We start from the raw sequence: 20259 nt of genomic DNA on the forward strand, positions 1-20259 counted from the left end.
CGCGACGGGCGGCTGTCGTACGTTACGGGGCATGGCGATCAGTGAGCTGCCCAACTCCCGGACCGAAGCGGACGGTTCGGCCGTCCTGCGGGTCCTCGGCTACAACATCCGCTCGATGCGCGACGACGAGGACGCCCTCGCCCGGGTGATCCGGGCGTGCGCCCCGGACCTCGTCCTCGTCCAGGAGGCCCCGCGCTTCTTCCGCTGGCGCAAGCACGCCGCCCGGCTCGCCGCCAAGAGCGGCCTCGTCGTCCTCAGCGGCGGAGCCACCGCGGCCGGGCCCCTGCTGCTGTGCTCCCTGCGGGCCACGGTGGAACGCACCGAGGACGTGCTGCTGCCGCTCACCCCCGGTCTCCACCGGCGCGGTCTCGCCACCGCCGTCGTCCGCTTCGGCCGGGCCCGCGTCGGTCTGGTCAGCTGCCACCTGAGCCTGCGGGAGGAGGAGCGGTACGCCCAGGCCGGGATGGTCCTGGACCGGGTCGCGGCCCTGGGGACCCCGTACGCGCTGGTCGCGGGGGACCTCAACGAACGGCCCGAAGGCCCCGCCTTCCGCCGCCTCACGAAGGAGCTGCGGGACGGCTGGGAGGTCAGCCCCTGGGGCGGCGAGAACACCTCGACCCCCGCCGACCCGCATCAGCGGATCGACGCGATCCTGGCCACCCCGGGCGTGGAGTTCCTCGGGTGCGGGGTGCCCGACGACCTCGACCCGGCGGACCTGCGGGCCGCCACCGATCACCTTCCGGTGCTGGCGGCGGTCCGCGTCCCCGCGTCGTAGCGTCCCCGCGTCGTGACGTCCCCGCGTCGTACGTCGCGGGGACGAGCGGCTCAGACGACCGCGCCCCGGCCCGGGTCGTCGAAGCCGTCGTCATCGTCGTCGTGCTTCATGCGTCCCACCAGGGTGGCGAAGCCGCCCAGGAAGCCGCCGACGCACAGCGTGGTCAGCCACCAGGTCATGTCCCAGCGCAGCAGGACGGCCAGCAGCATCAGCACCGGGCCGCCGATCACGGCGAGCCAGGCGAACCTGGTCGTGGCGTCCGCGTCGGGCAGCGGGGGCGGCTCCGGCGGGACGAAGTGGCCCTCGTCGGAGCCGCCGGGCCCGTCGTCCGGCTCGGCGGGGGAGTAGTCCCGGGGGCCGGCGGGCCGGACCCCGGGCGCGAACACGACGGAACTGCCGAGCGCCGGCCGCGCGGACCCGTCCTCCGGCCCACCGCTCTCCGGCTCCGCGTCCCCGGGCTTCGCCCCCTCCGGGCTCCCGTCCGAGGGCTTCGTGTCCGAAGGCCTCGTGTCCTCCGCCGGCCGGGACGCCTCGATCCTGAACTTCTCGGTCAGGGACTTCTCGACGGGGGACTTCGCGGCAGGGGACTTCCCGGGCCCGGAGTCACCCGGTCCGGTCGTGCCGCTCCCGGTCGCCCCGCTCCCGGATTCCTCCGTAGAGGCCTTCGAGCCGCTCGGGCCGGGCTCGTCGGAGGCGCGCGTCCCCTCGTCCTCCGGCTCCGGCAGCGAAAGGGTCTCGACGGTCCGGAACGGCTTCGCCCCCGGTGGGTCCACGGGCTCCTCGCCGTACCCGGCGACGATCGCGGCCCAGGCCGCCGCCTCGTCGATGGGCTGCGGCTCCCGCTCGCCGCCGTCCTGCTGCTCAGCCACCGCTCCTGCTCCCCTCTCCGCCGACCAGACCCGGGGCGAGACGCTCGACGAAGGCCAGGCTCTCGTCGAAGATCTGCTCCGCGTCATGGTCCAACGTCGCCACGTGGTAGCTCTGTTCCAGCAGGACCTCCCGGACGTCCGTCGAGGAGATCCGGGCGAGGATCCGGGCCGAGTCGGCCGGGGGCACGACATGGTCCTGGGGGCTGTGCAGCAGCAGCACCGGCTGCGTGACCTGCGGAAGCTCCCCGTCCACGGTCCGGAAGAACTGCCGCAGCGAGTACGCGGCGTGCAGCGGCACCCGGTCGTACCCGATCTCGGTCACGCCCTCCTTGGCGATGTCGCTGGCGATCCCGTTCGTCGAGGGGACCAGGTGCCGCACGATCGGCAGCGCGTGCGCCGCCACCCCGTGCACCTTGTTGCCCGGGTTGACCAGGACGACGCCCTTCACGGCGTCCCCGTGCCGGGCGGCCAGCCGCAGCGCCAGCGCCCCGCCCATGGAGAGGCCGAAGACGAAGACGGTCCCGCACCGCCCCACGAGCTCGCTCAGCGCCCGGTCCACCTCCGCGTACCAGTCGTGCCAGGTGGTGAGCTGCATGTCGTGCCAGCGGGTGCCGTGGCCGGGCAGCAGGGGCAGCGACACCGTGAGCCCGCGCTCGGCGAGGTACTCGGCCCACGGGCGCAGTGACTGCGGGGAACCGGTGAATCCGTGACAGAGAAGGACGCCGACCTCTCCGCCCTCGTGGCGGTACGGCTCGGCTCCGGGAAGGACCGGCACCGGGGTCTCCTGTTCGGTTGCGCTTCGGCGTCCTCGGGTGCGCCGGAGCGACGGAAAATGGGGAAGGACCTTCACGGTACGCGACCGGACCGACACCGACCAGGGCCGTAGCGGGGGCCGTACCCCGGTACGGGATAAAGTCGTCGCCACGGCACACGGAAGGCATGGCGAGTTGATCTACGGCGCAATGAAGTTCTCCCTCGGAGGGTCCCTCAAGCTTGCCTTCCGGCCCTGGGTGGAGGGTCTGGAGAACATTCCCGCCGAGGGGCCCGCGATCCTGGCGAGCAACCACCTGTCGTTCTCCGACTCCTTCTTCCTGCCCGCCGTCCTCGACCGCAAGGTCACCTTCATCGCCAAGGCGGAGTACTTCACCTCGCCGGGTGTGAAGGGCAAGCTCACCGCCGCGTTCTTCAAGGGCGTCGGCCAGCTGCCGGTGGACCGTTCGGGTGCCCGGGGCGCGGGTGAGGCGGCCATCAGGGCCGGCATCCAGGTCATCGAGAAGGGCGGCCTCTTCGGGATCTACCCCGAGGGCACCCGCTCGCCCGACGGGCGCCTCTACCGGGGCAAGCCCGGCGGTCTCGCCCGGGTGGCCCTGGCCACCGGCGCCCCCGTCATTCCGGTCGCCATGATCGACACGGAGAAGATCCAGCCGCCCGGCAAGGTCGTCCCCAAGCTGATGCGGCCGGGGATCCGGATCGGCAAGCCGCTGGACTTCGCCCGCTACCAGGGCATGGAGGGGGACCGCTTCATCCTGCGCTCGGTGACCGACGAGGTCATGTACGAGATCATGAAGCTGTCCGGCCAGGAGTACGTTGACATCTACGCGACCGCCGCCAAGCGGCAGATCGCGGACGCCGAGAAGGCCGCCAAGGAGGCCGTCAAGGCCGAGATCGCGGCCCGGGAAGAGTCCGGCGCGTAGGCGTTCCCACGGGGGGACGTCCGGGGGGTGGGGGAGATGACCGAGCGCGAGCGTGTCGTCCGCATGTCCGTCGAGCAGCCGCTGTGGCGCGCGCTGACCGGCTACCGCGTCCTGACCATGGTCTACGCGGTCCTGATCTTCGCCGTCGGCCGGGAGGCCTACGAGCGGCCCTGGATCGGCGTCGCCTATCTCGCGGTGATGTGCGTCTGGACCGTCGCGACGCTGCCCAAGGTGGCGAACGCGGCCAGCTGCACCAACCGCTTCCTGGGCGCCGACCTCACCGTCGCCCTCGTCGGCGTCCTCCTCACCCCGCTCGCCGACGCCCACGCCCAGACGGTCGACGGCCCCACCCTGCCGTCGATATGGACCGCCGGCTCCGTCCTCGCGTACGCGATCAAGGGCGGCTGGCGCTGGGCCGGCCTCGCCTCCTCCCTTGTCGCCGTCGCCAACATCGTGGAGCGGGGACACCCCAGCCGGGACACCCTCCACAACGTCCTGCTCGTCTGGGTGGCCTCCATCGCCATCGGATACGTCGTCGAGGTCGCCCGCGCCTCCGAGCGCACCCTCGCCCGCGCCCTGGAGATCGAGGCCGCGACCCGGGAGCGCGAGCGGCTCGCCCGGGACATCCACGACAGTGTCCTCCAGATCCTCGCGATGGTGCAGCGGCGCGGCACGGCGATCGGCGGCGAGGCCGCGGAGCTCGGCCGGATGGCGGGGGAGCAGGAGGTGGCCCTCCGTACCCTCGTCGCCGGTGGTCTGACCCGGCCCAGCCTGGTCTCCGAGGACGAGTCGGAGGGCGCGGTGGTCCGGGTCGTCGACGTGGACGACGCCGACGACGGATCGCCCGTCGACCTGCGCCTCCTGCTCGCCCCGCGGGCCGGGGCCCGGGTCACGCTCTCCGATCCGGGCGCCCCGGTCCTGCTGCCGCCGCCCGCCGCCCGCGAACTGGTCGCCGCCGTCGGCGCCGCCCTGGACAATGTGCGGGTGCACGCGGGGGAGGACGCACGGGCCTGGATCCTCGTCGAGGACTGGCCGGACGAGGTGATCGTCACGGTGCGGGACGACGGCCCCGGTATCCCGGAGGGCCGCCTCGCGCAGGCGGAGGGCGAGGGCCGGATGGGCGTCGCCCTCTCCATCCGGGGGAGACTGCGGGAGCTCGGCGGCACGGCCGAGCTGATCTCGGTTCCCGGGCAGGGCACGGAAGTCGAGTTGAAGGTCCCACGGGGGAAGGCAGGACGAGGAAGATGAGCGAGCAGCGGGCCGAGCGGCCGATCAGGGTGATGGTCGTCGACGACCATCCGATGTGGCGGGACGCGGTCGCCCGCGACCTGGCCGAGGCGGGCCTCGACGTGGTCGCCACCGCCGGAGACGGCGAGCAGGCGGTGCGCCGCGCCCACGCCGTCACCCCGGACGTCCTCGTCCTGGACCTGAACCTGCCGGTGAAGCCGGGCGCCCAGGTGTGCAAGGAACTCGTCGGTGCCCGGCCCGGGCTGCGGGTCCTGGTGCTCTCCGCGAGCGGTGAGCACGCCGACGTCCTGGAGGCGGTCAAGTCCGGCGCCACCGGCTACCTCCTCAAGTCGGCCAGTACGGAGGAGCTGATCGACGCCGTGCGGCGGACGGCGGTCGGCGACCCGGTCTTCACCCCCGGTCTCGCCGGTCTGGTCCTCGGCGAGTACCGCCGGCTCGCCTCCGAGCCCGCCCCGGCGGCCGGCGCCCACGAGCCGAAGGCCCCGCAGCTGACCGAGCGCGAGACCGAGGTCCTGCGGCTCGTCGCCAAGGGCCTCAGCTACAAGCAGATCGCGGAGCGCCTGGTGATCTCGCACCGCACGGTGCAGAACCACGTCCAGAACACCCTCGGCAAGCTCCAGCTGCACAACCGGGTGGAGCTCGTCCGGTACGCCATCGAGCGGGGCCTCGACGACGTCTGAGAGGCCCCAAGCGACATGGGCCGTATATTCGCGGATATACGGCCCATCACCGCATCAAGGGGACTTTCGTGGAAATCCTGGCATTCGGCGTGCAGGCGGACGAGAAGCCCCTGATCGAGAAGGCGTTCGCGGGACACCACGACGTCCGCTGTGTGAACGTCTTCCTCACCGAGGACACCGCGCCCATCGCGGCCGGCTACGAGATCGTCTCCACCAGCGTCAACGCGGTCCTGGACCACCGGGTCCTGCAGACCCTCGCCGCCGGCGGGACCCAGATGATCGCCCAGCGCTCCACGGGCTTCAACAACATCGACCTGGAGGTGGCCGAGCGGCTCGGCCTCACCGTCGCCCGGGTCTCGTACTACTCGCCGTACTCCGTCGCCGAGTTCGCCTGGACCCTCGCGACCGCCGTGAACCGCCGGATCGTCCGCGCCTCCAACCGGACCCGCGACTTCGACTTCCGCCTCGACGGACTGATGGGCCGTGACCTGCGCGGCCGTACCGTCGGCGTCCTCGGCACCGGCAAGATCGGGGAGGCCTTCACCCGGATCGCCCACGGCTTCGGCATGAACCTGCTCGGCTGGGACGTCGCCCAGAACCCCGCCTGCGTCGCCCTCGGCATGACGTACGTCGAGAAGGAACGGCTCTTCGCCGAGGCCGACCTGATCAGCCTGCACGTGCCGCTGCTCCCGTCGACCCGGCACCTCGTCGACGCGCGGGCCCTCAGGACGATGAAGGACGACGTCATCCTGGTGAACTCCAGCCGGGGCGGCCTCGTCGACACCGACGCGCTGGTCGCCGAACTCCGGGCCGGCCGCTTCGCCGGTGTCGGCCTCGACGTGTACGAGGCGGAGGCCGGGCTCTTCTTCCTCGACAAGTCCCTGGAGGTCGTCGAGGACGACACCCTGGCCCGGCTCGTCACCTTCCCGAACGTGGTGGTCACCTCCCACCAGGCGTACTACACGGCGGACGCGGTCGGCCAGATCATCGACACCACGGTCCAGAACGTCCTCGACCACACCGCGGGCCGGCGCAGCGAGAACGTCCTGGTCCCGAGGATCCCCTAGACCAGTACGCCCGCGAGCAGCGAGGCCGTCAGGGCGGCGCCGTCCGTCGTGAGGACCGACTCGGGGTGGAACTGGACCCCCGCGAAGCCCGGCCCGCGCAGGGCGTGGACCTCGCCGGTCTCCGCGTCCCGGCTCACCTCGACGCGGTGCAGCGCCAGTTCCGTCGCCGTCCGGTCGTCGCAGCGGGCGGTGAAGCTGTTGTAGAAGCCGACCGTCCGCTCCTGCCCGAAAAGGTCGATCGACAGCTGGGCCCCCTGGAACGGGGTCCGCTTGCGGACGATCTCCAGGCCCAGCTCGGCGGCGATCAGCTCGTGCCCGAGGCAGACGCCGAGCAGTCCGTACCGGTGGTCCCGCACCAGCTCGGCCGTCAGGGAGCGCAGGAAGCGCATCTTCGGGTCGGCCGCGTCCGAGGGGTTCCCGGGACCGGGGCCCAGGACCACCGGCCCCTCGTGGGCGAGGGCCAGCTCCCGCAGGCCCGGCTCGTCGTACCGCAGCACCGACACGTCGAGGCCCGAGGAGCGCAGGACGTGCGCCAGCATCGCCGTGAAGGTGTCCTCGGCGTCGACGACCAGGGCGTGACCCGCCAGTTCGGCCGAGCGGACCTGCATCTTCAGCCAGAACGGCGCGAGGTCGGCCCGCCGGGCGTCCAGGGCGGCCCGCACCCGGGGGTCGTCGGCGAGGCGGGCCGGGACCGCCGGATCCGCCGCGCCCGTCGTCGGCCTGCCCTCGCGCACCCCGAGCGCGGTGAGCACCCCGGCCGCCTTGGCGTGGGTCTCGGCCACCTCGCCCGCCGGGTCGGAGTGCCGTACCAGGGTCGCGCCGACCGGCACCCGCAGCCGCCCGTCGGCGTCGATGTCGGCGGTACGGATCAGGATCGGGGAGTCCAGCGTCTGCGTGCCGTTCGCGTCGGTGCCGAGCAGGGCGAGCGCCCCCGCGTAGTAGCCCCGCCCGCCGACCTCGTGACGCTCGATCACGCGGCAGGCGTTCTGCACGGGCGAGCCGGTCACGGTCGCCGCGAACATCGTCTCCCGCAGCACCTCCCGCACGTCCAGGCTGGAGCGGCCCCGCAACTCGTACTCGGTGTGCGCGAGATGGGCCATCTCCTTGAGCCGCGGCCCGATCACCACCCCGCCCATGTCACCGACCGTGCACATCATCTTGAGTTCCTCGTCGACCACCATCGACAGCTCCTCGGTCTCCTTGCGGTCGGCGAGGAAGGCGAGGAGGTCCTCGGCGGTCGGGGCGGCGCCGGCCGGGTAGCGGTACGTGCCGCTGATCGGGTTCATCACGACCGTCCCGCCCGACATCCGTACGTGCACCTCGGGGCTGGCTCCGACGAGCGTCCGGTCTCCGGTGTGGACGACGAAGGTCCAGTACGCGCCCCGCTCGCCCGTGAGCAGCCGGCGGAACAGGGCGAGGGCGTCGGCGCGCCCGAACCCCGGGATCTCTCCCCTGTACGTCCGTCGGACGACGAAGTTCGCGCCCTCGCCCGAGCCGATCTCCTCGTCGATGACCCGTCGCACGATGCCGGCGTACTCCTCGTCGGAGACGTCGAAGCCGCCGTCCTCGACGGTCACGTCGTGCGCGGGAAGCCGCTCGACGGCCTCGGCGAGCGGCAGCTCGTACACCTCGTCGGCGACGAGCACGGAGAGCGGGGTGCCGTCGTCGCGGACGTCGAAGCCGCGCTCCCGGATCTGCCGGAAGGGCACGAGGGCGAGCGTCGGCAGCGGGCCCACGGGCAGCTCCGCGAGGCGCTCGGCCTCGTGGATGCGGCCGATCAGCACCTCGACGGTGTCGTGGTCGTGGCCGGGAGTGCGGCGGCGCAGCAGGGCGAAGGGCGGGGCGGACTCGTCGAGGAGACGGGAGAAGAGGTCCATGGGGTCCGTGGTTCCTTCCGGCGGAGTGCGGAGAGGAACGGCCCGGGCACGAGAAAGGCCGCCCCTCGGGCGGCCTGTGCAAGCGTGGATGTACGCGCAGTCAGTGGGCCGCCGGATGAGCGGTCCACCACCAGTTCTGGATCTGAGGCGCGAACATGCGAGCACTGTAACCCACCGGGACCCGGAAAGGGGCCCGGTCCGCACCGTGGACGGTACGAGCCGGGCCCCTCGGGCCGTGGGCTGTCTCTCGGCTACCCGATCAGAAGATCAGGTTGTAGATCTGCCAGCCCGGGCCGACGTTGACGCGCGCCGCGAACGGCACGGTCGCGCTGCCCAGGCCCTTGTAGGACCAGAGCGTTCCGGCGCTGTCGCGGGCGACGAGGTCGACCTTGCCGTCACGGGACAGGTCGCTCGGACCCACGATGCTGTTGTACGCACCCCAGCCGCCGCCGACCCTGACACGGGCCGCGAACGGCGTGGTGACGCTGCCGGTACCGGTGTACGACCAGAGCACCCCGGAGGCGTCGCGGGCGATGAGGTCCGCCTTGCCGTCACCGGACAGGTCGCCGGTGCTGATGATCGCGTTGTACGTCTGCCAGCCGCCGCCGACCCTGCTGCGGGTCGCGAACGGGGTGGCCGGGACGCCGGTGCCCTTGTACAGCCACAGGACACCCGACTTCTCGCGGGCGATCAGGTCGGGCCTGCCGTCGTTGGTCACGTCGCGGACGGCGATGATCCGGTCGTAGATCCCCCAGCCGCCACCGGTCCGCAGACGGGTCTTGAACGGCGCCGACGGGTTGCCGCTGCCCTGGTGGTACCAGAGCACACCGGAACCGTCACGGGCCACGGCGTCACCGGTGCCGTCGGCACGGAGCGCGGTCATCGGGGTGATGGCGTTGTAGCCGCCCCATCCGCCCCCGACCCGGTACCGGTTCAGGAACGGCGCGGAGGCGTCGCCCGTGCCCTGGTACTGCCAGAGGACACCGGAGGCGTCACGGGCGAGGAGGTTGTAGCGGTTGGTGGCGGTGACGGGGGCGGCGGGAGCCTCCTCCACGACGTCCGTCGCCTTCACCCACGCCATGCGGTGGTTGTAGCGGATGGGGATGTACATGTCGGTGCCCACGACGTTGGTCTGGGCGGAACCGAAGTAGTCGTCACCCTTGACCGCCGGGCCGGCCTTCACATACGCGCCGCCGCTGCCGAAGGCGTACTTCGACAGGTGGTTGGGGTTGTCCGTCGGTGCGGTGACACCGCCGGTGCCGGGGTACGCCGAGGCCTCGGGGAAGGCACGGCCGTAGATCCGCGGGGTCACTCCGGCCTTGGCCTTCAGCACCTTCTGCGAGGTGCCCGTGACGGGCGCGGTGTACTGGCCGCCGGGGTTGTGGAACCAGGCCTTCTGGCCGCCGTACCAGATCTGGGTCCAGTCGTTCTGCACGCCGGTGACCACGTAGGTGCCGCCCGCGCGGACCTTGTTGCCCCAGTTGGGGCCGTCGCTCCACAGGACGTTGGGTATGTACGCGTCCTTGATCGGCGTCGCGGTCGACGCCGTGGTGTACAGGTAGCCGAAGTTGGCCGGCTGGGCGGTGACGGTGTTGCCGCCGTAAGTGATCTTGGGCTGGTTCGCCGAGGTGAACGGCGGGACGACGCGGACCAGCTGGCCGACGCCGAGCGGGCCGCCGGCGCCGCCGGCGCCCGTCGGGGCGCCCATCAGGGACATGTAGTGGTTCCAGTCCCAGAAGGGGCCGGCATCCCAGTGCATGCCCGCGACCTTGGCGTCGACGTGCCCCGGCACCTCGTCGTGGCCGATGATGTGCTCCCGGTCGATCGGGATGCCGTACTTCCCCGCCAGGAACTTCACCAGGGCGGCCGAGGACTCGTACTGCGGCTCGGTGTACCACTGGCCGGCCTTGATCGCGTAACCCTCGTGCTCCACGCCGATGGCGTGCATGTTGAGGGTCCAGTTACCCGCGTGCCAGGCGATGTTCTTGTTCTCGACCATCTGGGTGACCAGACCGTCCTGGGCGCGGATCAGGTAGTGGGCGCTGCCCTTGGCCGTCGCGCTCTGGAAGGTCGCGATCGTGCCTTCGTAGCTGCCCTCGGTGTCGTGGATGACGATCTGGCGGATGCCCACGTCGCTGTTGGGGCGATCAGCGAGGGTGTAGTTCCGCTGCCCGGTGCTCGGCACCTCGGCCGGGCGGTAGTCGCAGAGCAGACCGGTCGGGCACTCGGGCGTCGGGAGTGCGGTGGTGCCCGCGAAGGAAGCGGCCAGCGGGACGTTCGACGGCTTGACCGGCTCGACCGCGGGGTCGGCGGGGAGCGCGACCGTTTCGCCGTCCGTGGTGAGACCGTGCTCGCCCGTCCTGATCGACTCGAAGACGCGCTTCGCGAAGAGGTCGGCGCCCTTCCTGTCGGGCGACTGGCTGTACCGCGCGACGGCCGGGTACCAGTCGCCCGGGTCGTCGGACAGTTCGCCGCCGGCCTGCCGCTGGTACTCGGCGAGCAGCGCGGCACCGGCGCGGATCGACGCGGCGGTGTCGTTCTTGACGGCGTCGCCGGAGCTGTCGATCAGCTCGGCCGCCTGGTCCAGGGTGTGCAGCCGGGGGTCGTCGGTGTCGACGGTCTCCTCGGGCAGGGCCTTCAGCGCCTTCTCCGCGTCGAAGGTCTTCTCGATCTCGGCCTTGCCGCTCGCGTTGAGGTGCGCGAGGCGCTCCCTGTCGTCGTGCTGCTCGACATCGTCCGGGTCGACGTCCGTCAGACCCATGACGTTGTACGCGCCGGTCGTGCTCGGCAGCCCGTCGTGCGACTCCCACCGCGTCTGCCGGTACGACACGGCCATCAGCACGCTCTGCGGCACGTCGAACTCACGCGCCGCGTTTGCGAACTGCGACTGGAGGGAAGGGTCCCCGGCAGCCTTGTCGGTGCCCGCCGCGCCGAGGAGGCCGGGAGACGCGACCGCTATGGTGCCGATCGTGGCCGTGGCCACGACCGCTGCCGCCACCCCGTAGAGGATTCGTTTCTTCTTGCGGTCCCTGCGGTGCCTCTGGGTCACGCCCACCCCTGTGATTCGACTGTGTACTTGTGAAACGGGCCAGAGGGTAACACCACTCGATGGAATGAAGATCGTCAGTGGACATTTCGGGCGCCCGTCTCAGTCACTGGGCAGGGGGACAGGACCGGACGAAGAACCCCGTAATGTTGTGCGTGTGACCGTGAACGCTGATTCCCACGCCGTCGCCAAGGCGACCTGGCGAGACCTGCCCGCGGCGCAGCAGCCCGAGTACCCCGATGCCGAGGCTCTGCGCGATGTGATCGCGGACCTCGAGTCGTATCCTCCGCTCGTCTTCGCCGGCGAGTGCGACCAGCTGCGCGCCCGGATGGGAGCCGTCGCCCGTGGCGAGGCGTTCCTGCTCCAGGGCGGCGACTGCGCCGAGGCCTTCGACGGTGTGTCCGCCGACCACATCAGGGCCAAGCTCAAGACGCTGCTCCAGATGAGCGCCGTCCTCACCTACGCGGCCTCCGTGCCCGTGGTGAAGGTCGGCCGCATCGCCGGCCAGTACTCGAAGCCCCGCTCCAAGGGGACCGAGACCCGGGACGGCGTCACCCTGCCCACGTACCGGGGTGACTCGGTCAACGGCTTCGCCTTCGACGAGAAGTCCCGCGTCCCGGACCCCGAGCGCCTGAAGCGGATGTACAACGCGTCCGCGTCCACGCTCAACCTGGTCCGCGCCTTCACCACCGGTGGCTACGCCGACCTGCGCCAGGTGCACGCCTGGAACCAGGACTTCGTGAAGTCGTCCCCCTCGGGCCAGCGCTACGAGGCGCTCGCCCGCGAGATCGACAACGCCCTGAACTTCATGAAGGCCTGCGGCACCGACCCGGCCGAGTTCAAGGCCGTCGAGTTCTACGCCTCCCACGAGGCGCTGCTGCTCGACTACGAGGGCGCCCTCACCCGTACCGACTCGCGCACCGGCAAGCTCTACGACACGTCCGGACACATGGTCTGGGTCGGCGAGCGCACCCGCCAGCTCGACCACGCCCACATCGAGTTCGCCTCCCGGATCGCGAACCCGATCGGCATCAAGCTGGGCCCGACCACCTCGGTGGACGAGGCGCTGACGTACATCGACCGGCTCGACCCCGACCGCGAGCCCGGCCGGCTGACCTTCATCGTCCGCATGGGCGCCGACAAGGTCCGCGACAAGCTCCCCGAGCTGGTCGAGAAGGTCACCGCCTCCGGCGCGGTCGTCGCCTGGGTCACCGACCCGATGCACGGCAACACCTTCGAGGCCGCCTCCGGCCACAAGACGCGCCGTTTCGACGACGTGCTCGACGAGGTCAAGGGCTTCTTCGAGGTCCACAAGAGCCTCGGCACCCACCCGGGCGGCATCCATGTCGAGCTCACCGGTGACGACGTCACCGAGTGCGTGGGCGGCGGCCACGAGATCTTCGTCGGCGACCTGCACCAGCGCTACGAGACGGCCTGCGACCCGCGCCTCAACCGCAGCCAGTCCCTCGACCTGGCGTTCCTGGTGGCGGAGATGTACCGCGATCAGTAAGGAGATACCTACGACGACGGGGCGCGGATCCATGTGATCCGCGCCCCATCGTCGTATCGGGGACTTTTGCGGTCCCGTGCCGCCAGGTAAGGTTAGGTTAGCCTAATCGATCACGGCGGGAGGTGAACCGCGTTGTACGTCTGCTCATGCTTCGGTGTCACGGAGAAGCAGGTCAAGCAGCATGCGGACGCGGGTGCCTGCACACCGCGCCAGATCGCCTCGGCGTGCAAGGCCGGCACGGACTGCGGTTCGTGTGTCCGTCGCATCCAGGCCATTCTCGGGCGCGGCAACTGCCCCCGGCGTGAGCTCCTGGACCAGGGGATTCCCGCGCTCGCGACGGAGCTCGCGGAGCCCGTCGCGGAGCTCGAAGAGGCCGCTTAGCTCGGCTGCTCGATGAGCGTCGAGATGTAGAGCGCCTCGCCCAGGGACTCGATCAGCTCCAGCTGCGTGTCCAGGTAGTCGATGTGGTGCTCCTCGTCGGCAAGGATCTCCTCGAAGAGGTTCGCCGAGGTGACGTCGCCCTTGGCGCGCATGACCTCGATACCGCGCCGCAGGCGGTCGATCGCCTCGACCTCGACCTGGCGGTCCGCCTGGAACATCTCGGTGATCGTCTGGCCGACCCGCACATGGAAGAGCCGCTGGTAGTTGGGCAGGCCGTCGAGCATCAGGATGCGCTCGGTCAGCTTGTCCGCGTGCTTCATCTCGTCGATGGACTCTTCGCGGGTGTACTTGGCGAGCTTCGTCCACCCCTTGTTGTCCTGGATGCGATAGTGCAACCAGTACTGGTTGATGGCCGTCAGCTCGCCGGTCAGCTGCTCGTTGAGGAACTCGAGGACCTCGGGGTCGCCCTGCATCGCAGAGGCTCCTTCCACGTTACGTGTCTACGCCATCACTGGGCAGGATGGCCGCATCCTCGCACCCCGAATGGGGGGCGTCCAGTAAGTGCAGGCTTAGTCCGAGATGCCCGAATCCGCTGATGTCCGTCGTCTCCTGGTCATGACCACCCCTCGCCGTCTGTCACCATGGATGACATGGGTCAGCCGGAGAGCGGAGTACACCGGGAAGCGGGGCAGCCGGATCGTTCGCCGGACCTTCCGCCGGGCCAGCGGCTCCAGCGCGGCTGGCCGGTCACCCACTACGGGCCCGTCCCCAAGTTCAAGCCGGACCGCTGGGAGTTCCGCGTCTTCGGGGCGACGGCCGACGGCGACAAGCGGTGCTGGAACCACGAGGAGTTCTCGGCCCTCCCGTTCTCCACGGTCGTGGCCGATCTGCACTGCGTCACGAAGTTCAGCATGCTCGGGGCCGAATGGGGTGGCGTCCCGGCCCGCACGGTCCTCGACCTCGCTCCGCCGGCGCCCCAGGTGACCCATGTGATGGTCTGGGCCGAGTACGGCTACAGCGCCAACATGCGGCTCGCCGACTTCGCCGCGGACCGTACGATCTTCGCCACCCACATGGACGGCGAGCTGCTCACCGCCGAGCACGGTTTCCCGCTGCGCCTCGTCGTCCCCCACCTGTACGCCTGGAAGGGCCCGAAGTGGGTCCGGGGTGTGGAGTACATGGCCGCCGACCGGCGGGGCTTCTGGGAGGAGCGGGGGTATCACAACCTCGGCGACCCCTGGACCGAGCAGCGGTACTCGTACCAGGAGGAACCGGGAGACGGCCCGGAGCTGTAGCCCGCTCGGGGCCGTCCGTGGGGTCAGTGGTGGTACCGGTGGGCCACCGCGTGGCCCTTGCCGCGGCCGATCATCCACTTGTTGACCGGCGTGGTGATCACGAACGCGGCGGCGAGCGCGATGGCGAGCACGATCCAGAAGAACGGCTCCGAGAGGTGCGCGTCCATGGCTCCGGGCCAGAGGGCGAGGACGCCGTTGTCGATGATCTCCATGACCGTGATGGAGAGGGTGTCGGCGGCGAGGGCGACCCTGAGCGCGGTCCTGAAGTCGACGCCGGCGGTCAGGACGCCGCGCAGGGTGAGCGCGTAGCCGAAGAAGAAGGCCAGGGCGATGGCGAGGATCATCGTCTGCATGTTGCCCCAGCCGAGCGCGGTGCCGATGACGATGCCGAGCACCTCGCCGATGGCACAGCCGGTGAGGCAGTGCAGCGTTGCTCTGGCGGCCGTGGACCAGGAGACCTTGCCGGAGTGGCCCGCGTGGCCGGAGTGAGCGGTGTGGTCGTGGTGCGTGTGCGCGTCGTGCTGCATCGGGTGCCCCCAACCTCGGGTAGCGGTTCCTGCCGTTACAGGAACCGTATACCCCCACGGGGTATTCCTCAACGCGTTTCCCCGCGTGCTCTCAGCCCTGGACGACGCCCCTGAGCTTCTTCAGCAGCTCCACGTCCGCGAGATGCCCCTCCCTGCCGCCCGGCGTCTCGATGATCAGCGGCACCCCGTCCGTCGCCGGGTGCCTGAGGAGGTTCCGGAAGCCGTCCTCGCCGATGTGACCCACGCCGATGTTCGCGTGCCGGTCCTTGCGGGCGCCGACCACGTCCTGGGAGTCATTGGCGTGGATCAGCTTCAACCGCCCCTCGCCCACGGTCTCCACCAGCTCGTCGAGGGTCTGTGTCGCGCCGTGCGGACCGGTCAGATCGTGGCCGGCGGCGAAGATGTGGCAGGTGTCCAGGCAGATCCCCAGCTTCGGATGACGGTCGAGCGCGTCGAAGTACGGTCCGAAGTCCTCCGCCCGCGAGCAGAGCGAGAAACCCTGGCCCGCCGTCGACTCCAGGAGCAGATCCGGATCGTCGTCGTGCGTCAGCTCGTCGAGGAGCGGCAGCATCCGCTCCCGCACCTGGGCGAGCGCCTCCGCGCGCGGGCGGCCCCCGGTCGCCGAGCCGGTGTGCACCACCACCCCCTTCGCGCCGATCTCCCGGCCGCGCCGCAGCGAGTGCCGCAGCGACTCCACCGATCTGTCGGCGGTGGCCTCGGTGTGGGAGCCGAAGTTGATCAGATAAGGGGCGTGGACCCAGGCCGAGACCGACTCGGCGGCGCACTCGGCGCGGAACCGTTCGTCCTGGGCGGGGTTGCCGGCCGGGGTGGCCCAGCCGCGCGGGTTGGCGACGAAGACCTGCACGGCCTCGGCGCCGAGTTCGCGGGCGTAGCCCAGGCCGGTCGTGGCGAGGCCACCGGCCACCGGGACGTGTCCGCCGACGGGGTTGCGCATGAGTCTCTACAGTCCCTTGATCGTGATGCTGACGGTGGAGCCCTCGGGCGCGGTCGCGCCGCCCTCCACGGACTGGTCCGCGACCGTGTCGCCGAGGTAGGGGAAGGACTTCTCGACCTCCACCTGGAAGCCCGCGTCCTCCAGGGCCGCGCGGGCGTCGTCGGCGGTCTCGCCGGTGACGTCCGGGACCTCGACGAGCTTGGGGCCCTTGGAGACGGTGAGGGTGACGGCGTCGCCCTCGGCGGCACGGCTGCCCTCGGCGAGGGACTGCGCGGCGACGGCTCCGGCGTCCTCGGGGGAGTGGACCCGCTCCGGGGCGACCCGCACGGTGAGCCCGGCCTCCCGGAGGAGGGCCGTGGCGTCGCCGACGGTCTCGCCGGTGACATCGGGTACGTCGATCGGTGCGCCCCTGCTGACCACCAGGGCGACGGCCGAGTCCGGCGCGCGCTCGGTGCCGGGCTCGGGGTCGGAGCTGATCACGGAGCCCCGGGCGACGGAGTCGCTGAACGCGGTGGTCGTCACCCCGGGTGCCAGGCCCTCCTTCTCCAGCATGCGCCTGGCCTCGGCGAGCGGTTTGTTCCTGAGGTTGGGCACCTTCACGATCTCCGGGCCCCGGGACAGGGTCAGGGTGACGGTGCCGTTGCCCCGGAGGCGCTCGCCCGGAGCCGGGTCGACGGCCATGACGGTGCCGCGCTCGTACACGTCGCTGAACGCGCGCTTCGTCGTGCCGACCTCCAGACCGGCGTCGGTGATCCGCTGCGTCGCGACCGCCTCGGTCTGGCCGAGGACGGCGGGGACCCGGGTGAACTGGCCGGAATTGATGTACCAGACGCCGGCGCCGAGTCCGAGGGCGAGCAGGACACCGAGGACGATCAGAAGGGGGCCGCGCGGGGGCCGGCGGCGGGCCGCCGCCGCGGGAGCGGGGGGCTCCGGCGCGGGCAGCCGGTTCGTGTGCAGCACCGGCTGGGGGTCCTGCGCCCCGGCGGCCGGTACGGGCCGGGCGATCACACTGGTCCGGTCCTCGGCCGTGTCCCGGGCCCCGGGCCGGGCCTGCGGGGGCACGGCGTCCAGCTGCTCCTCGCCGAGCGCGGCGCGGGCCTCCCGGAGGAGGGCGAGCAGGGCGACGGCGTCGTGCGGGCGGACATCGGGGTGACGGGCGGTGGCCGCCGTGACCAGCTCGTCGAGTTCGAGGGCGAGGCCGGGGACGGTGGCCGAGGGGGCGGGCACGTCGGTGTGGAGGTGCTGGTAGAGCACCTGGGCGGGGGTGTCGCCGCCATGGGGCCTGCCGCCGGTCAGCATCTCGTACAGGACGACACCGCAGGCGTACACGTCGGCGCGGGTGTCGGCGGTGCCGTGCTCGATCTGCTCCGGCGCGAGGTACGAGACGGTGCCGAGGACCGACCCGGTGGTGGCGGTCGCCGAGCCCACGGTCCGTACGAGACCGAAGTCGGCGACCTTGACCCGGCCGTCGTCCCCTATCAGGACGTTCTCCGGCTTCATGTCCCGGTGCACGAACCCGGCCCGGTGCGCGGCGCCCAGCGCGGCGAGCATCGGCTCCAGGATGTCCAGGGCGGCGCGGGGCGCCAGGGCGCCGCGCTCGCGCAGGACGTCACGGAGGGTGCAGCCGTCGACGTACTCCATCGCCAGGTAGACGTACGCGCCCTCGGCGCCCTGGTCGAAGACCCCGACCACGTTGGGGTGGGCGAGGCGGGCGACGGACTTCGCCTCACGGATGAAGCGCTCGACGAAGGCGGCGTCGGTCGCGAGGGCGGGATGCATCACCTTGAGCGCGAGGACGCGGTCGAGGCGGGTGTCCACGGCCCGGTAGACCGTGGCCATCCCGCCGACGGCGATGCGCGCGTCGACGCGGTAGCGGCCGTCGAGCATCCGCCCGACGAGGGGGTCCTGAAGGGTCGTGTCCACGGCGACGAGTCTACGAGCCGTGGGGCGGAGGGTCAGAAGGCCGGGCGTTCCGGGTCCAGGCGGGGGCGGCCGGCGGAGGGGGAGGACGCCTCCGCGAAGTGACGGCGGGGGATGCGGCCCGCCCGCCACGCCAGCCGGCCCGCCTCGACCGCGTGCCGCATCGCCGCCGCCATCAGGACCGGCTCCTGCGCCCGGGTCACCGCCGACGCCAGCATCACGGCCGCGCACCCCAGCTCCATCGCGAGCGTCGCGTCGGACGCCGTGCCCGCGCCCGCGTCGAGGATCACCGGCACCCCCGCCCGCTCCGTGATCAGCTGGAAGTTGTGCGGGTTGCGGATGCCGAGCCCGGAGCCGATGGGGGAGCCGAGCGGCATGATCGCCGCGCAGCCCACGTCCTCCAGCTTCCGCGCGAGGACCGGGTCGTCGTTGGTGTAAGGGAGGACGGTGAAGCCGTCGTCCACGAGGGTCTCGGCCGCGGCGAGGAGTTCCTCCCCGTCCGGCAGCAGGGTCCGCTCGTCGGCGACGACCTCCAGCTTGATCCAGTCGGTGCCGAGCGCCTCCCGCGCGAGCCGTGCGGTCAGGACCGCCTCGCCGGCCGTGAAGCAGCCCGCCGTGTTGGGCAGGACGCGGATGCCGAGCCGCTCCAGGACGGAGAGGACCGAGCCCTGCACGGTGGGGTCCAGGCGCCGCATGGCGACCGTCGTCAGTTCCGTACCGCTGGCGGTCAGCGAGCGCTCCAGGACGTCGAGGCTGGGCGCCCCGCCGGTGCCCATGATCAGGCGCGAGGAGAACTCCGTACCGCCGAGGACGAAGGTGTCGTCGGACATCGCGTTCAGCCTCCCTGTACCGCGGTGAGGACCTCGACCCGGTCGCCTTCGCCGAGGAGCGTCGACGGCCACTGCCCCCGCGGCACGACCGTCTCGTTGAGGGCGGCGGCGACCCCGGAGCGGGCCGTGGTCAGGGTGGCGACGAGGGCGTCGAGGGTGAGGGGGCCGGAGAGCTCGCGCGGTTCTCCGTTCACGGACACGTTCATGCGGGCTGCTCCTGGCGTACGGGAGGGGCGGGGGCGAAACGGCGGGGGGTGAAGGGGCGCGCCTCGTCGGGGAGGACGCCGGTGGTCAGGACCTGGGCCATGACGTCGCCGGTGACGGGGGTGAGCAGGACCCCGTTGCGGTAGTGCCCGGTGGCCAGGTGCAGACCCGGCAGCGCGGTGGGGCCGAGCAGCGGCGCGTTGTCGGGGGACGCGGGGCGCAGGCCCGCCACGGTCTCGGTGAGCGGCAGCTCGGTGATCCCGGGGACGAGCTCGTGGGCGTCACGCAGCAGCTCGTACACCCCGCCCGCCGTCACCGTGGTGTCCCACCCGAGTTCCTCGCTGGTGGCGCCGACGACGAGCTCGCCGTTCGCGCGGGGCACCAGGTAGACGTGGCTGCCCCGCACCACGGCCCGGACGGTCCGGGAGAGGAAGGGGGCGTACGCGGCCGGCACCCGCAGCCGCAGCACCTGGCCCTTCACGGGGCGGACGGGCGGCAGCACCTCGGCCGGCACGCCCGCGAGCCGCCCGCTCAGGCTTCCGGCGGCCAGGACGACCTGGTCGGCCGTCAGTTCCCGGCCGCCGACGAGCACGGCACCGCGCGCGCGGCCCCGCACCACCGTCAGGCTCTGCGCGAGGGCGCGGTGGAAGACCACCCCGGCCCGCTCGCAGGCGACGAGGAGCGCGGCGGCCAGCCGGCGCGGGTCGACCTGGTGGTCGCCGTCGACCCGCAGCCCGCCGCGCACGCCCGGGGCGAGCATCGGTTCGAGGCGGCGGCACTCGCGGCCGCTGAGCCACTCGGAGGCGAGCCCGCAGCGGGTCTGCAGGGCGTGCAGTTCGCGCAGGTGGGCCCGGTCGTCGGCGTCGAGGGCGACGGCGAGGGTGCCGCAGGCGCGGTAGCCGACGTCGTGTCCCGTGGACTCCTCCAGCTCGGCGACGAAGGCGGGGTAGCGCGCGGCGGAGGCGAGGTTGAGCCCGAGCAGGGTCTCCTCGCCGTAGTGGAGTTCGGTGACGGCGGCGAGCATCCCGGCCGCGACCCGCGCGGCGCCGCCGCCGGGGTCCGGGTCGACGACCGTGGTGCGCAGTCCGCGCCCGGCGGACCGCCAGGCCGTGACCAGGCCGACGATGCCGCCCCCGATCACGAGGACGTCGGAGATGTCGGAGACATCGGAGGAACGCATGGGCGTCCAGCCCCTCCCTTCGCCGGCATGACCCGGATCAGGTTCGTACGGTCGGAGGCCGTCTCAGCCTCCCTCTCAGCCCGGTGCGTCCGGGCTCCCGCGAGTGCTTTACGCCCGCCAGCCTAGCTTCCGTCCTCGAGGCGGCCACAGACCCCTCCTGGCCTCCGCATTCCTGATGGCTCGTCAGATGCGTAAGGTGGT

The 20259-nt window shown here is 71.8% G+C and carries 20 protein-coding genes and 1 riboswitch; of the genes, 8 read left to right on the top strand and 12 right to left on the bottom strand.

Features of this window, described 5'->3' with window-relative positions; genetic code table 11:
• Positions 1-31: 31 nt before the first annotated feature.
• Positions 32-775, top strand: a complete 744-nt coding sequence (locus ACFWV2_RS17735; RefSeq protein ID WP_384405959.1) for an endonuclease/exonuclease/phosphatase family protein — start codon at positions 32-34, stop codon at positions 773-775.
• Positions 776-825: 50 nt separating this feature from the next.
• Here ACFWV2_RS17735 and ACFWV2_RS17740 read toward each other — a convergent pair whose 3' ends face one another.
• Both ACFWV2_RS17740 and ACFWV2_RS17745 read right to left on the bottom strand, forming a co-directional pair.
• Positions 826-1644, bottom strand: a complete 819-nt coding sequence (locus tag ACFWV2_RS17740; RefSeq protein WP_384405960.1) for a hypothetical protein — start codon at positions 1642-1644, stop codon at positions 826-828.
• Positions 1637-2419, bottom strand: coding sequence for an alpha/beta hydrolase (locus ACFWV2_RS17745; RefSeq protein WP_384405961.1), 783 nt, complete (start codon positions 2417-2419; stop codon positions 1637-1639). Before ACFWV2_RS17745 ends, ACFWV2_RS17740 begins: the two co-directional genes overlap by 8 nt.
• A gap of 187 nt (positions 2420-2606) precedes the next feature.
• On the opposite strand from ACFWV2_RS17745, the gene ACFWV2_RS17750 reads away from it, so the two are divergent.
• From ACFWV2_RS17750 to ACFWV2_RS17765, 4 genes are all read left to right on the top strand, one after another.
• Complete coding sequence (locus ACFWV2_RS17750; RefSeq protein WP_384405962.1) at positions 2607-3338, top strand: lysophospholipid acyltransferase family protein; 732 nt, start codon at positions 2607-2609, stop codon at positions 3336-3338.
• Positions 3339-3374: 36 nt separating this feature from the next.
• Complete coding sequence (gene macS / locus ACFWV2_RS17755; RefSeq protein WP_384405963.1) at positions 3375-4586, top strand: MacS family sensor histidine kinase; 1212 nt, start codon at positions 3375-3377, stop codon at positions 4584-4586.
• A complete protein-coding gene (locus ACFWV2_RS17760; RefSeq protein ID WP_384405964.1) occupies positions 4583-5266 on the top strand; it encodes a response regulator in 684 nt (227 codons plus the stop codon). The genes macS and ACFWV2_RS17760 overlap by 4 nt, the downstream gene beginning before the upstream one ends.
• Positions 5267-5334: 68 nt before the next feature.
• Entirely contained in the window at positions 5335-6333 is a 999-nt protein-coding gene (locus tag ACFWV2_RS17765) for a 2-hydroxyacid dehydrogenase (RefSeq protein ID WP_384405965.1), read from the top strand.
• Here ACFWV2_RS17765 and ACFWV2_RS17770 read toward each other — a convergent pair.
• The 3 genes from ACFWV2_RS17770 to ACFWV2_RS17780 form a co-directional block, all read right to left on the bottom strand.
• Positions 6330-8210 (bottom strand): anthranilate synthase family protein, encoded by a 1881-nt coding sequence (locus ACFWV2_RS17770; RefSeq protein WP_384405966.1) that lies wholly within the window; start codon positions 8208-8210, stop codon positions 6330-6332. The genes ACFWV2_RS17765 and ACFWV2_RS17770 overlap by 4 nt on opposite strands.
• 100 nt (positions 8211-8310) lie before the next feature.
• Positions 8311-8367 carry a trp operon leader peptide gene (locus ACFWV2_RS17775; protein ID WP_071892416.1) on the bottom strand — a complete coding sequence of 19 codons (57 nt, stop codon included), beginning with the start codon at positions 8365-8367 and terminating at the stop codon, positions 8311-8313.
• 102 nt (positions 8368-8469) lie between these two features.
• Positions 8470-11259 carry an N-acetylmuramoyl-L-alanine amidase gene (locus ACFWV2_RS17780; RefSeq protein ID WP_384405967.1) on the bottom strand — a complete coding sequence of 930 codons (2790 nt, stop codon included), beginning with the start codon at positions 11257-11259 and terminating at the stop codon, positions 8470-8472.
• Between the two features lie 154 nt (positions 11260-11413).
• Between ACFWV2_RS17780 and ACFWV2_RS17785 the strand changes: the two genes are divergently transcribed.
• Entirely contained in the window at positions 11414-12766 is a 1353-nt protein-coding gene (locus ACFWV2_RS17785) for a class II 3-deoxy-7-phosphoheptulonate synthase (protein ID WP_384405968.1), read from the top strand.
• A 132-nt stretch (positions 12767-12898) separates the two neighbouring features.
• On the top strand, positions 12899-13147 hold the full coding sequence (locus ACFWV2_RS17790; protein WP_360783203.1) for a (2Fe-2S)-binding protein: 249 nt from the start codon (positions 12899-12901) through the stop codon (positions 13145-13147).
• Here ACFWV2_RS17790 and bfr read toward each other — a convergent pair.
• The gene (gene bfr, locus ACFWV2_RS17795; protein WP_360783200.1) at positions 13144-13620 is read right to left on the bottom strand and encodes a bacterioferritin; all 477 of its coding nucleotides are present in this window, start codon (positions 13618-13620) and stop codon (positions 13144-13146) included. The two genes, ACFWV2_RS17790 and bfr, sit on opposite strands and share 4 nt — an antisense overlap.
• A 177-nt stretch (positions 13621-13797) precedes the next feature.
• Between bfr and ACFWV2_RS17800 the strand changes: the two genes are divergently transcribed.
• The gene (locus tag ACFWV2_RS17800) at positions 13798-14442 is read left to right on the top strand and encodes a sulfite oxidase-like oxidoreductase (RefSeq protein WP_384405969.1); all 645 of its coding nucleotides are present in this window, start codon (positions 13798-13800) and stop codon (positions 14440-14442) included.
• 23 nt (positions 14443-14465) lie between these two features.
• Here the strand turns inward: ACFWV2_RS17800 and ACFWV2_RS17805 are convergent, their stop codons facing one another.
• The 6 genes from ACFWV2_RS17805 to thiO all read right to left on the bottom strand — a co-directional run bounded on the left by ACFWV2_RS17805 (position 14466) and on the right by thiO (position 20058).
• Complete coding sequence (locus tag ACFWV2_RS17805; RefSeq protein WP_384405970.1) at positions 14466-14969, bottom strand: DUF4396 domain-containing protein; 504 nt, start codon at positions 14967-14969, stop codon at positions 14466-14468.
• A 91-nt stretch (positions 14970-15060) separates the two neighbouring features.
• Positions 15061-15924, bottom strand: a complete 864-nt coding sequence (locus tag ACFWV2_RS17810; RefSeq protein ID WP_384405971.1) for a deoxyribonuclease IV — start codon at positions 15922-15924, stop codon at positions 15061-15063.
• A 6-nt stretch (positions 15925-15930) separates the two neighbouring features.
• Positions 15931-17847, bottom strand: a complete 1917-nt coding sequence (gene pknB / locus ACFWV2_RS17815) for a Stk1 family PASTA domain-containing Ser/Thr kinase (protein ID WP_384405972.1) — start codon at positions 17845-17847, stop codon at positions 15931-15933.
• A 32-nt stretch (positions 17848-17879) separates the two neighbouring features.
• Complete coding sequence (locus ACFWV2_RS17820; RefSeq protein WP_360783188.1) at positions 17880-18674, bottom strand: thiazole synthase; 795 nt, start codon at positions 18672-18674, stop codon at positions 17880-17882.
• Between the two features lie 5 nt (positions 18675-18679).
• Complete coding sequence (thiS, locus tag ACFWV2_RS17825; RefSeq protein ID WP_360783186.1) at positions 18680-18880, bottom strand: sulfur carrier protein ThiS; 201 nt, start codon at positions 18878-18880, stop codon at positions 18680-18682.
• Positions 18877-20058 carry a glycine oxidase ThiO gene (gene thiO / locus ACFWV2_RS17830; RefSeq protein WP_384405973.1) on the bottom strand — a complete coding sequence of 394 codons (1182 nt, stop codon included), beginning with the start codon at positions 20056-20058 and terminating at the stop codon, positions 18877-18879. Before thiO ends, thiS begins: the two co-directional genes overlap by 4 nt.
• A riboswitch (TPP riboswitch) is annotated at positions 20056-20169 on the bottom strand. It overlaps the preceding gene by 3 nt.
• Positions 20170-20259: the final 90 nt, after the last annotated feature.

The sequence above is a fragment of the Streptomyces sp. NPDC058671 genome (assembly GCF_042716475.1).
Classification (GTDB): domain Bacteria; phylum Actinomycetota; class Actinomycetes; order Streptomycetales; family Streptomycetaceae; genus Streptomyces.

Bases quoted from the DNA above. Each gene is read 5' to 3' on its own strand.
- ACFWV2_RS17735 (WP_384405959.1), top strand. From the start codon at position 32: ATGGCGATCAGTGAGCTGCCCAACTCCCGGACCGAAGCGGACGGTTCG.
- ACFWV2_RS17750 (WP_384405962.1), top strand. From the start codon at position 2,607: ATGAAGTTCTCCCTCGGAGGGTCCCTCAAGCTTGCCTTCCGGCCCTGG.
- macS (WP_384405963.1), top strand. From the start codon at position 3,375: ATGACCGAGCGCGAGCGTGTCGTCCGCATGTCCGTCGAGCAGCCGCTG.
- ACFWV2_RS17760 (WP_384405964.1), top strand. From the start codon at position 4,583: ATGAGCGAGCAGCGGGCCGAGCGGCCGATCAGGGTGATGGTCGTCGAC.
- ACFWV2_RS17770 (WP_384405966.1), bottom strand. From the start codon at position 8,210: ATGGACCTCTTCTCCCGTCTCCTCGACGAGTCCGCCCCGCCCTTCGCC.
- bfr (WP_360783200.1), bottom strand. From the start codon at position 13,620: ATGCAGGGCGACCCCGAGGTCCTCGAGTTCCTCAACGAGCAGCTGACC.
- ACFWV2_RS17800 (WP_384405969.1), top strand. From the start codon at position 13,798: ATGGGTCAGCCGGAGAGCGGAGTACACCGGGAAGCGGGGCAGCCGGAT.
- ACFWV2_RS17805 (WP_384405970.1), bottom strand. From the start codon at position 14,969: ATGCAGCACGACGCGCACACGCACCACGACCACACCGCTCACTCCGGC.
- ACFWV2_RS17810 (WP_384405971.1), bottom strand. From the start codon at position 15,924: ATGCGCAACCCCGTCGGCGGACACGTCCCGGTGGCCGGTGGCCTCGCC.
- ACFWV2_RS17820 (WP_360783188.1), bottom strand. From the start codon at position 18,674: ATGTCCGACGACACCTTCGTCCTCGGCGGTACGGAGTTCTCCTCGCGC.
- thiS (WP_360783186.1), bottom strand. From the start codon at position 18,880: ATGAACGTGTCCGTGAACGGAGAACCGCGCGAGCTCTCCGGCCCCCTC.
- thiO (WP_384405973.1), bottom strand. From the start codon at position 20,058: ATGCGTTCCTCCGATGTCTCCGACATCTCCGACGTCCTCGTGATCGGG.